This window comes from Ornithinimicrobium pratense (assembly GCF_008843165.1).
Lineage (GTDB): Bacteria > Actinomycetota > Actinomycetes > Actinomycetales > Dermatophilaceae > Ornithinicoccus > Ornithinicoccus pratensis.
On record NZ_CP044427.1, the window covers coordinates 1,273,538 to 1,285,642 of the forward strand.

Consider the following 12,105-nt stretch of genomic DNA (forward strand, 5'->3'; position numbering starts at 1 on the left):
GCTTGCTGCCACTGCCGACGTCCCGGTGCTCTACGACCAGGACTGCGACGGCGAGGCCGAGGGGCAGGTGGTGCGGTGCGACTACGGCGACCCGGACGGAGAGCTGGTCGTCGCGCTCGTCGGCGACTCCAAGATCGCCCAGTGGACCGACGCGGTCGATGAGATCGGCCGGGAGCGGGGGTGGCGGGTGCACCTCTACTACCGGTCGGCCTGCCCGTGGACCGCCGCGCTGCTCGCCGACGCGGATCGCGCCGCGGCCTGCCAGGAGTGGGGTGAAGAGGTCGCTGAGCGGCTGGTGGGGCCGGACCAGCCCGACGTCGTTGTGGTGTCCTCGGTCATCGGCCAGGCGCACCGCCCGGACGGCGCGGGGGAGACGACGCAGGAGGCGATGACGGCGGGGCTGGCGCAGCGGTGGGAGGAGGTCGGGGCGGAGGGGGTGCCGGTCGTGGCGGTCGCCGACAGCCCGGCGCCGGGTGGGCAGCAGGTCTACGCGTGCGTGGCTGAGCACCGGGGCGACGTCGAGGTCTGCGCGGTCCCGCCCAACGACGGGTCGGGCACCCCACCCCTGCGCGCTGCAGCCGAGCAGGTGGACACGGCAGCGTTCGTGACGATGAACGACTGGATCTGCCCCGGTGACGGCGACTGCCCGCCCGTGGTGGGTGAGGTGCTGGTCTACCGTCAGGGCAGCCACATCACCAACACCTACGCGCGGTCGCTGGCGCCGGTGCTGGCAGACCGGCTCGAGCACGCCTTCCGCACGCTCGGGGTGGGCGTCCCTGGGACCGGGTTGGCAGGATGAGGGGTATGACGTCGGCCGAGAGCATCCTGTCCACGCGCGGCTCGATCCTGGGGACCGAGGTCCGCCGGGTCGAGGACCCCGACCTGCTGCTCGGCCGCGGCCGCTTCGTGGACAATATCGACCTGGGAGACGAGCAGGTGCTCTGCGCCGTCTTCGTGCGCAGCCCGATCGCGCACGCCCTAGTCACCGGGATCGACACGGCGGAGGCGCTCGCCGCCCCTGGCGTGGTCGCGGTGCTCACCGCGCAGGACATGGGGCTGGACCCGGTGCCGCTCTTCGCGCAGATCAACAAGCGCGTCGTCCGGCACCCCCTCGCCGTCGACCGGGTGCGGTTCGTCGGTGACCCGGTGGCCCTCGTGGTCGCCCGGACGCGGGCCCAGGCGGTGGACGCGGCCGAGCTCGTGGTCGTCGACTACGAGGAGCTGCCGGCCGTGGTGGACATGGAGGAGGCGCTGGCCGACGACGCGCCGCTACAGCATCCCGAGCTGGGCACGAACGTCGCGCTGGCGGTCAAGGACCCCGATGGTGACGTGGACGTGCTCCAGGGCGCGCAGCGGGTGGTTCGGCTGCGGATGGAGAACAACCGGATGGCGACCAGTCCGATCGAGGGGCATGCGATCCTGGTGCGGCCAGTGCTGGCCGAGGGGGAAGCGCAGGGCGGAGAAGGTGGGGGGAGGGACGAAGTGCGCGGGCTGGACGTCTGGCTGGCCAGCCAGCATCCGCACGTCGCCCGCAAGCTGATCGGCCAGTGGACGGGGCTGGAGGACGAGGCCGTGCGGGTGCGGGCCCCGCACGTCGGCGGGGCCTTCGGCGGCAAGGCCGGCATGGTCGCTGAGCACGGCGCTGTGATCCGGGCGGCGCAACGCCTGGGCCGGCCGGTCCGCTGGGCCGAGACCCGCAGCGAGACGATGCTGTCGATGAGCAGCCGGGGACAGGTGCAGTATGTCGAGCTCGGGCTGGACGAGCAGGCCCGGATCAGCGGGCTGAGGGCCCGGGTGGTGGGGGACTGCGGCGCCCACGCCGGCTACGGCGGCTCCTACGCCTCGGGGTCCACGCGGACCATGAGTGAGGGCAGCTACCGCATACCCCGCCTGCGTTATGACGCGCTCTCGGTGATGACCAACACCGCCCCGACGGGCGCCTTCCGCGGCGCCGGCCGCCCCGAGGCGGCGGCGATGCTGGAGCGGATCATGGACCACGCGGCCCGGGAGATCGGTCTGGCGCCGGAGGAGCTGCGGCGGCGCAACTTCCTGGCGCCCGAGGACTTCCCGCACGAGACGAAGTTCGGCGCCCGCTACGACACCGGCGACTACGCCAAGGCCCTCGACGCGGCGCTGGAGGCGGCCGGGGTCGAGCAGGTGCGCGCCGAGCAGGCACGACGTCGTGAGGCGGGGGAGTCTCTCCAGCTCGGGGTCGGGATCGCCAGCTACGTCGAGATCACCGGTTTCGGCGGCAAGGAGTATGCCGGGATCCGGGTCGCCGCCGACGGTCACCTCACCGTCATGGCCGGCACGTCCGCCCACGGCCAAGGGCACGCGACGACCTTCTCCATGCTGGTCGCCGACCAGCTGGGGCTGCCGCTGGAGCGGATCAGCTATGTCCAGTCGGACACGGCGGTGGTGCGCTCCGGCGGCGGGACCGGCGGGGCGCGGTCGGTGCAGCTGGGCGGTAGCGCGGTCCTCGGGGCCGCGGTGGAGCTGCGCGAGCAGGCCACCCAGGTCGCGGCCGACCTGCTCGAGGTGGCGGTCCAGGACGTGGAGCTGGTCGCCGGCCACTTCGGCGTGCGCGGGGTGCCCGGTAGCGGCGTGACCTGGGAGCAGGTCGCGGCCCAGGCCCACGAGACCGGCGACGGTCTCAGCGTTGACCACGACTTCCGCCAGGACGGCGCCACCTTCCCCTTCGGCACCCACGTCTGCGTGGTCGAGGTGGACGTCGAGACCGGGCACGTGCAGCTGCTGCGGCACGTCGCGGTCGACGACTGCGGCACGGTGATCAACCCGCTGCTGGTCCGCGGCCAGCAGCAGGGCGGAACGGTGCAGGGGATCTCGCAGGCGCTGTGGGAGGAGTTTCGCTACGACGAGTCGGGGCAGCCCATCACCTCGACCTTCGCCGACTACCTGCTGCCCTCCACCGCCGACGTGGTCCAGCTGGACACCCGGCTCACGGCCACGCCGACCGACCGGAACCCGTTGGGCGCCAAGGGGATCGGGGAGGCCGCGACGGTCGGCTCCACTCCGGCGGTGCAGAACGCCGTCGTGGATGCCGTGGCCCACCTGGGAGTGCGTCACATCGACCTGCCCTGCACTCCCGAGCGGGTGTGGGCCGCCATCCAGGAGGCGGCCCGCGGCCAGCACGAGCCCTGGCGCGAGCCCCCGGTGATCTTCGAGGACATCCCAGACTTCGACGCCCAGGACGACGTCGAGGTCTGAGGGCCATCAGCCCCGTCCGCTGCGCGGCGCCGCCCAACCTATCCTGGGCAGGCCCGCCGACGGCCGAGCACACCGCAGACCCCAAGGAGCCCAACCGTGACCACCACCCTGCCGACGGCCGACGACCTGCGCACCCGGGCCGAGGCCGCTGCCCGTGCCTGCGGGGTCGACCTCGCCTCCCGTGAAGGTGAGATGGAGGGGCGCTCACCGGTCAATGGCGGGGTGGTCTCCGGGCTGTCGTGGAACACGGCGGCCGACGTGCGGGAGATGGTGGATGCCGCCCACGAGGCCTACCTGCGGTGGCGGGTCGTGCCGGCCCCGGTGCGCGGAGCACTGGTGCGTCGGTGGGCCGAGCTGCTCGCCGAGCACAAGGCCGACCTGGCCACCCTGGTGAGCATCGAGGCCGGCAAGGTCACCTCCGAGGCACTCGGCGAGGTGCAGGAGATGATCGACATCTGCGAGTTCGCGGTCGGGCTGTCCCGTCAGCTCTACGGGCGGACCATGCCCTCAGAGCGCCCCGGCCACCGGCTGATGGAGACCTGGCAGCCGCTGGGGGTGGTGGGCGTCATCTCCGCCTTCAACTTCCCGGTCGCGGTCTGGTCCTGGAACACCGCCGTCGCCCTGGTCTGCGGCGACCCGGTCGTCTGGAAGCCGTCGGAACGCACGCCGCTGTGCGCGCTCGCCGCGGACGCGCTCCTGCAGCGCGCGATCGCTGACACGGGCCATCCCGCCGCGCTCTCCCAGGTGCTGCTGGGCGCCCACGACGTCGGGCGGGCCCTGGTCGCTGACCCGGGCGTGGCGCTGCTGTCGGCCACCGGCTCGACCGGGATGGGGCGCGCCGTCGGCCCGCTCGTGGCCGAGCGCTTCGGCCGCAGCCTGCTCGAGCTGGGCGGGAACAACGCCGCGGTCGTGGCCCCCAGCGCCGACCTCGACCTGGCCACCCGCGGCATCGTCTTCGCCGCCGCCGGCACCGCCGGGCAGCGGTGCACCACCATGCGCCGGGTGATCGCCCACAGCTCGGTCGTGGACGAGGTGGTCGAGCGGGTGGCCGCGGCCTACCGCGCCTTGCCCGTCGGCGACCCGATGGCGGACGGGACGCTGGTCGGGCCGCTGCTGGACGGGCGCTCCTACGAGGCCTTCGTCGCTGCGATCGAGGCGGCGACCGCGGCCGGTGGCGAGGTCGTGGCCGGCGGTGAGCGCGAGCTGGTCGAGGAGTCGGGGGACGCGTACTACGTGCGCCCGGTTGTGATCCGGATGCCCAGGCAGGCACAGGTCATGCACGCCGAGACGTTCGCGCCGATCCTCTACGTCCTGTCCTACGAGGACCTGCACGAGGCGATCGCGCTGAACAACGCCGTCCCCCAGGGCCTGTCGTCAAGCATCTTCACCCAGGACCAGGCCGAGGCGGAGATCTTCTGCGGCCCGGAGGGTTCGGACTGCGGGATCGTCAACGTCAACATCGGCACCTCCGGCGCCGAGATCGGCGGCGCCTTCGGCGGCGAGAAGGAGACCGGCGGTGGCCGTGAGTCCGGCTCGGACGCCTGGCGCGCCTACATGCGTGGGATCACCACCACGGTGAACTACTCCGGTGAGCTGCCGCTGGCGCAGGGGGTGCGGTTCGAGATCTGAGTGGCCGACTACCCTCGGCGCTTTCGGCCACCGTGCTGACGGCGGCCAGCGCCGGGGGCGCCCTGGTCTGCGTGACGTAACCTGCGGGCATCCGTCCTGAGGCGGTGACGGACACAGAGCAAGGGGGATGAGTATGGCGCGCCGCGACACCGCGCGGACGATGCTGGGGGCCAGCGGGCTGACGGTGCTGGGCTCGATCTCCCCCTTCCTGCTCGGTGCCCAGGCCGTGCTCATGCAGCGCGACCTGGGTTTCGGGCCGGCCCGGCTCGGGGTGGCGGTGAGCGTCTTCTTCGGGGTCGCGGCCCTGGCCACCATCCTCGGCGTCGGTGCCTTCACACGACTGGGCCGTCGCGTGGGTCTGGTCGTCGCCGGCGGACTCGTCGCCATCGGCGGTCTGCTCGTCGCCACGGTCGTCCAAGGCTGGTGGGCGCTCGCGCTCGCGATGGCCGTGCTGGGCCTGGCCAACGCCGCCTGCCAGGGCACCGCGAACGCCGCGGTCGCCACCGCCCTCCCGCAGCGCCGGCGCGGGCTGGGATTCGGGATCAAGCAGAGCGCGGTGCCGGTCGCCATCATGTTCGGCGGCCTGGCCGTGCCCACCACCACCGTGCTCCTCGGCTGGCGCAGCACCTTCGTCATCATCGCCGTCGTCGGGCTGGTGGTGGCACTGGTCGGGGCGACCCGGCCGGCGCCCCGGGCAAGCGCCACGGCACGCCAAGACAACGACCCTCCGCCCGACCGCGCGCCACGCGGTCCGCTGCTGCTTTGCGGCGCCGCGGTGACCTTCGCCAGCGCGGCGGCGAACTTCCTGGGCGCCTACCTGGCCAGCTGGGCGCACGACGTCGGCCTCACCGTGGAGCAGGCCGGTCTGCTGCTTGCGGTCGGCTCAGCCAGCTCGGTCCTGGTCCGGATCGCCATCGGACACCGCGCTGACCGTCGCTACGGGGGCAACCTGCCGGTCGTCGCGGGGATGACGCTCGCCGGCGCGGTCTGCCTGGCGCTCCTGGGTGCCGTGCCGCAGATCTGGGCGGTCCTCATCTTCGGTTTCCTGGCCTTTGCGGTCGGCTGGTCCTGGCCCGGTCTGCTCCTCTACGCGGTGGCGCGGCTGGGGCGCGACGCCCCTACCCAGGCCTCCTCGGTCGTGCAGGCGGGGGCGTTCCTCGGCGGCGCGCTGGGGCCGGCGCTGCTGGGTCTGGTGGTCTCGCTGCTCGGCTTCGCGGTCGCCTGGTATGTGGCCTCGGCCAGCTTCGTCCTCTCCGCGGTGCTGGTCGTGGCGGCCCGGCGCGGCTTCCGGCACGACCTGCAGACCCGGCCACCGGCCCAGCCGTTCGGCTACGGCGGGGGTCAGGAGCAGCCGCGCTACACCACCCGCCCGCCGGACGCGCCGATGTGAGGGCTGCTCCATACTGAACAGCGTGCGAACCCAGGGGTATGTCGGCGTGGTCGGCCCCGGTGCGGCCGCACCCGAGCAGGTCGAGCAGGCGGTCGAGGTGGGGCGGCTGCTGGCAGGGCACGGTCTGATCGTGGTCACCGGTGGCCTGGGCGGGGTGATGGCGGGTGCCGCGGCGGGGTGCGCGCAGGCGGGTGGCCTCAGCCTGGGGCTGCTGCCCGGCACCGATCGCGGCGCTGCCAACCCCCACTTGAGCCTCACTGTGCCGACCGGGATGGGGGAGATGCGCAACGCACTGCTGGTGCGCAGCTGCGATGCCATGGTCGCGGTCGGGAGCAGCTGGGGCACGGTGAGCGAGATCGCGCTGGCCGCCCGGACCGGGGTGCCCGTGGTGCTGCTTGACGGGCTGCGCCTGTTTGACCAGGTGCCGGGCGCGGGGGATGAGGTGCGCGAGCCCGTCCACGCCACCACTCCCGCCGAGGCGGTGGCAGAGGTCGTGCGCTTGCTCGGGGTGGGCGGCGCAGACGAGGCACGGAGCTCGCAGGGAGAGGCGGCGGAGAAGGGACGGCCGGGGGCTGGGTCGGGCACGGCTGGCCAGGACGCAGTCGTCCTGGGGGTGGACCGGCAGGCAGGCAGCTGGGTGGGGGTGGTGCTCCCGGTCACCGGCCGTGGGGACGCGCACCTGGTCAGCGGGGCTGACCTCAGCACCCTGGTGGAGCGGGCCCGCTCCCAGGCACCGGTGGCTCTGGTGGCGGTGGACATCCCGGTCGGGCTACCGGACACCGGCATCCGTCAGGCCGACGTCCTCGTCCGTCAGCGGCTGAGCCATCGGGGCAGCTCGGTGTTTCCCACCCCGGTCCGCGAGGCGCTCGCAGCAGACACCTATGCGAAGGCCCGGGAGGTGAGCGTGGCCCGGACGGGTGGGCGCAGCCTGTCGGCGCAGAGCTACGCCCTGCGGTCCGCGATCCTCGACGTGGACGCCTACGTCCGCGGGACGGACCGGCGTGCGGAGGAGCAGGAGGCAGACGGCGTGGGGGCAGGGAGTCGTGGACGGCCGGCCGTCGTCGAGGCGCACCCCGAGCTGAGCTTCGCGGTGATGGCAGGCGCGCCGCTGCATACCCGCAAGAAGACGCCCGAGGGCATCGGCGAGCGGGTCGGGCTGCTCACCGCGCAGGGCATCCGGCTGCCGCCCGACCTCACGGGGGGACGGCGCGGTGTGGACGACGTGCTCGACGCCGCCGCGGCGGCCTGGACAGCGGCCCGGGTGGTCGCGGGGAGGGCGGAGCGGATCCCGGCCAAGCCGGAGCGCTTCAGCGACGGGCTGGACGCCGCCATGTGGGTCTGACGGCGGTGCCCGTCCGGCCCCCGTGCGACGATGGAGCGCATGCGAGCTGTGGTGTGGGACGGGCCTGGTCAACCGCTGAGCGTCGAGGAGATCCCGGCGCCGCAGCCCCTCGCCGGTGAGGTCCTGGTCCGGGTGGCGGCCACGGGCGTCTGCCATACCGATCTGCACGTGTTCAAGGGCGAGGTGGCCTTCCCCGCCCCGGGAGTCCTGGGGCACGAGATCTCCGGCCACGTCCAGGCGCTGGGGGAGGGGGTCGAAGGCTTCGCGGTGGGTGACCGCGTCGTGGGGGCGTTCATCATGCCGTGCGGGCGATGCGACCAGTGCAGGGCCGGCCGTGACGACATGTGCGCGAACTTCTTCGCGGAGAACAGGCTCAAGGGCAACCTCTTCGACGGCACCTCACGTCTGACCCGGCAGGACGGGTCGCGGCTGTCGATGTACTCGATGGCCGGGCTGGCCGATCTCGCGGTCGTCCCCGCCACGGCGCTGGCCCACCTCCCGGAGGAGCTGCCCCTCGAAGAGTCGGCGGTCCTGGGCTGCGCCGCGTTCACCGCCTACGGCGCCCTCGCCCGCGCCCACGAGGAGGTCCGGGGAAGGTCGGTGGCGGTCGTCGCCGTCGGCGGGGTGGGGTCGGCGATCGTCCAGCTGGCCCGTCATTCGGGGGCCGGGCCGATCATCGCCGTGGACGTCGACGACGACAAGCTCGCTGCGGTGCAGGCCCTGGGCGCAGACGTGCTCGTCAACTCACGGACCACCGACGCGCGGGAGGCGGTCCTGACGGCGACCGGGGGTATGGGGGTCGATCTGGTCCTGGAGGTGCTGGGCCGGCCAGAGACCGTCGAGCTCGGCTTCTCCTTGCTGCGGGAGGGTGGCCAGCTGGTCGTCGTCGGCATCGCCGCCGGGGCTGCCACCGCCGCCATCCCGATCACCCCGATGGTCCGCCGGGGGATGTCGATCACCGGCAGCTTCGGCGCCCGCACCCGCCGCGACCTCCCCGAGGTGGTCCGGCTCGCTGCGGAGGGTGCCTTCGACGTGCAGCGGGCCGTCACCCGCAGGTTCTCACTCGAGGAGGCGCCCCAGGCTTACGACCTGCTCGATGCTGGGCAGATCCAGGGCCGGGCCATTGTGGTCATGGACCCCGCAGCGGACGACAGCCGGTAAGCAGGGGACGGGCAGCGTCCGGGTCCGGTCGGTGCCACGCTCATCGGCGTCTTCGAGGGCATGTGTGCAGGCCAGAGGGTTTGTCGGTGCTGTGTGGTGGGGTGAGGTATGGCGTTGCAGAAGGAGTGCGGACCGCGGCCACGTGCACAGCATGTAGGGGCCGTGAGTGTGCGGCGCAGCGTGATGGACGAGGTGGGTCGTCCGCTCGGGGTGGACCCGGTGGCGTGGGATGCCGAGCTGGAGGAGATGCTCGGCGCGGTCGCCGAGGAGGCGATGGCGATGCCGTCGCGGCCGGTGAGCGACGAGGACCTGGCGTACTGGGCCATGGTGGCCGAGATCGAGCTGCAGGGCACCAGCTCCGAGGCGCCGCAGTTGCCTGGGGAGGCGTTGTCGCAGGAGTTGGTGATGGCGGCGCGAGGACTGGCGCGGGCTGGCCTGACGCAGGATGAGTCGGTGCGGGTGCTGGATGCCGGGGTCGTGGCCGGGATCGAGGCCGTGGGTGGGTTGCGGCTGCAGGCCGATGTCCGGCTGGTGCTGCTGGCCCTCCAGGCCCACGAGCGGGGTCTGCACACCGAGCAGGGGCTGTCGCTGGTGGACTGGCTGCGGATCCGCTGCCCCTGGCTGCCGTCCCAGGACGCGACCGCCGTCCACCAGATCATCAAGTGCGCCCTCCTGCCTTCTGGTGGCCCGGTCAAGCACGTCGCCTTCACCGGTGCAGCGCCGTTACACCGCTGCGCCTTGGTGTCCCGCACGTTGACCCGCATCGCCACGTGCGTGGAGGTCGACCAGCACGAAGGCTATGCCCAGATCCTGGCCGACGCAGCCGCCGACCCGGACCTGTCCGATGGTGAGCTGGCGCGGGCGTGCGCGGAGCTGATCCGGGCCTTGCTGGATCACCCGCCGGAGGCGGAAAGGACCGCGCAGGAGCTGCGGTCGGTCACCCACCGCGCGCTGGGGGAGGGGTTGACCCGGTTCACCATCGATGCCCCCGACGCGGCCGCGGCGGTCCTGGACGGCATCATCACCTCCCGCCTGGCTGCACCAGTCCCCACCGCCGGTGAGGACGGGACGGACGTGCCCGACCGGCGCAGCAGCACTCAACGCCGCTTCGATGCGTTGCTGACGGTGATCAACCGGGGCCTGTCCAACCCCGGCGCGCCACCCTCGACCGCACGGGCAGCAGTGCTGTTGGTCATCCCCTTCGACCCCGACACCGGCCGACCTTCGGGTGTGGCCCATACGCCAGGTGGTCTGCTCGTGGGTGAGGCCAGCGCGGGCAAGTTGGCGTGCGGCGGTGAGATCACCCCGGTGTGGGTGGGGCCGGGCAACGAGCCCCTGGCGCTGGGCACCACATCCCGGTTCGCCACCCCCCGGCCAGTTCAAAGCCCTCGTCGTGCGCGATGGGCACTGCACCTTCCCCGGCTGCACCCGCCTGCCGCAGTGGTGCGACACCCACCACCTGCAGTGGTGGTCGCGCGGCGGGCACACCGACATTGACAAGATGGCCTTGCTGTGCGAGCAGCACCACACCCACGTCCACCTGCACGACATCACTGGCCACGTCACCGGTGGCCACGTCCGCTGGCACCTCTGACCACCACGCCCCGTGCCCGACCCCCAGCGGCCGGGCCCACAGGCATGTCGTGGAACGGCCGAAGTCACCGGCGCGTCACCCTTCGACGGGAGCGAGCCGCAGCACCGAACCTCGCGTGACCGAGTCGCAGCACCGAACCTCGCGTGACCGAGCCGCGCGACCACCGACCGCGGCTGTGGCGTTCTGGCATACCCTCGGTAGGAGGACGGGCACACGACACGGAGGACGGACCAATGGCGGACACACCCATGGCGGACACGGTGATCGACTCGGGGATCGACACGGGGGTCGAGACGGTGGTGCAAGACCCGAAGGACTGGGGGATGCTCATCGGCGGGGAGTGGGTGGAGGCCGCCGCGGGGGAGAGGATCGAGGTCATCACCCCCATCGACCGGAACCAGGTCATCGCCACCGTGCCGCGAGCCCGCGATGCGGACGCCGACCGCGCCGTCGACGCCGCACGCCGGGCCTTTCCGGCGTGGGCCGAGCTGTCCTTCCCCGAACGGGCACGGACGCTGCTGAAGGCCGCCGACCTGCTCGAGGAGGCGACGGAGGAGCTGTCTCAGCTGACCGCGGTCGACACCGGCAACGCGATCCGCACCCAGGCCCGGCCCGAGTCGACCATGCTGATCGGGGCATTCCGCTACTTCGCCGGCCTCGCCGGTGAGGTCAAGGGCGTGACCCTGCCCACCGCGAGCGACCAGCTGCAGTACACCCGCCGCCAGCCGCTCGGGGTGGTCGCGGCGATCCTGCCGTGGAACTCCCCCCTGATGATCGTCGCCTTCAAGCTGCCAGCCCTCCTCGTCGCGGGCAACACCGCGGTGGTCAAGGCGGCCGAGGATGCACCGCTGTCGGTGCTGCGCATGGCCGAGCTCATCTCCGAGGTGCTGCCGCCGGGCGTGCTCAATGTGGTGACCGGGTACGGCGCGGAGATCGGGGAGGCCCTGGTCGTGCACGAGGACGTCGACAAGGTCTCCTTCACCGGGTCCACCGCCGTCGGCGCCGGGGTAGGGGCCAAGGCCGGTGGCCGGCTCGCGCACTACTCCCTGGAGCTGGGCGGCAAGTCGCCGTGCATCGTCTACCCCGACTCCTGCACGGACGAGGTCGTCGAGCAGGTCCTGCTGGCGACCCGGTTCGCCCGGCAGTCCCAGTCCTGCACGACCGGATCCCGGCTCTTCCTGCACGAGGCGATCCACGATGAGTTCCTCGACAAGCTGGTCCAGCGCGTGGCGCAGCTGCGGGTGGGTGACCCGCGGGACGAAGAGTCCGACATCGGCTGCATCATCAACGCCAAGCAGTGGCAGCGGGTGCAGGGCTACATCGAGGACGGCCTGGCCCAGCAGGGAGCCGGGGTGGCATACGACGGGCGGGGTTCGCTCACGGCCGACGACCCGGGCTTCTACCACGCCCCGATGATCCTGACCGGGGTCGAGAACAACTGGCGGATCGCCCGCGAGGAGATCTTCGGCCCGGTTCTTTCTGTCATCCGCTGGAGCGACGAGGACGAGGTCGTGCGGATGGCCAACGACTCCCACTACGGTCTGGCCGCCTTTGTCTTCTGTCAGGACCTGGGCGCAGCATTGCGCACCGCCCACCGCATCGACTCCGGTTGGGTTCAGGTCAACCAGGGTGGGGGTCAGCAGGTCGGCCAGTCCTACGGCGGGATGAAGCAGTCCGGGGTGGGCCGTGAGTTCTCCCTGGAAGGCATGTTGGAGGGCTTCACCCAGGTCAAGCAGATCAACGTCCGGCTCTGAGGGGCTC

General features: G+C 72.5%; 8 protein-coding genes. All 8 read left to right on the plus strand.

Going from position 1 to position 12,105, the window contains the following annotated elements:
• The first annotated feature begins 25 nt into the window (after positions 1–25).
• The 8 genes from FY030_RS16780 (at position 26) to FY030_RS05760 (ending at position 12,098) form a co-directional block, all read left to right on the plus strand.
• The gene (locus FY030_RS16780) at positions 26–799 is read left to right on the plus strand and encodes an SGNH hydrolase domain-containing protein (protein ID WP_337692497.1); all 774 of its coding nucleotides are present in this window, start codon (positions 26–28) and stop codon (positions 797–799) included.
• A gap of 5 nt (positions 800–804) precedes the next feature.
• Positions 805–3,228 (plus strand): xanthine dehydrogenase family protein molybdopterin-binding subunit, encoded by a 2,424-nt coding sequence (locus tag FY030_RS05730; RefSeq protein WP_158060668.1) that lies wholly within the window; start codon positions 805–807, stop codon positions 3,226–3,228.
• Between the two features lie 96 nt (positions 3,229–3,324).
• Positions 3,325–4,857 (plus strand): L-piperidine-6-carboxylate dehydrogenase, encoded by a 1,533-nt coding sequence (amaB, locus tag FY030_RS05735; protein WP_158060669.1) that lies wholly within the window; start codon positions 3,325–3,327, stop codon positions 4,855–4,857.
• A gap of 133 nt (positions 4,858–4,990) precedes the next feature.
• Complete coding sequence (locus FY030_RS05740; protein ID WP_192498735.1) at positions 4,991–6,247, plus strand: MFS transporter; 1,257 nt, start codon at positions 4,991–4,993, stop codon at positions 6,245–6,247.
• A gap of 22 nt (positions 6,248–6,269) precedes the next feature.
• A complete protein-coding gene (locus FY030_RS05745; protein ID WP_238348574.1) occupies positions 6,270–7,589 on the plus strand; it encodes a TIGR00725 family protein in 1,320 nt (439 codons plus the stop codon).
• Between the two features lie 39 nt (positions 7,590–7,628).
• Positions 7,629–8,750, plus strand: a complete 1,122-nt coding sequence (locus FY030_RS05750) for a zinc-binding dehydrogenase (RefSeq protein ID WP_158060671.1) — start codon at positions 7,629–7,631, stop codon at positions 8,748–8,750.
• Between the two features lie 162 nt (positions 8,751–8,912).
• Complete coding sequence (locus FY030_RS05755; protein WP_192498736.1) at positions 8,913–10,247, plus strand: DUF222 domain-containing protein; 1,335 nt, start codon at positions 8,913–8,915, stop codon at positions 10,245–10,247.
• A gap of 420 nt (positions 10,248–10,667) precedes the next feature.
• Positions 10,668–12,098 (plus strand): aldehyde dehydrogenase family protein, encoded by a 1,431-nt coding sequence (locus FY030_RS05760; RefSeq protein WP_238348642.1) that lies wholly within the window; start codon positions 10,668–10,670, stop codon positions 12,096–12,098.
• Positions 12,099–12,105: the final 7 nt, after the last annotated feature.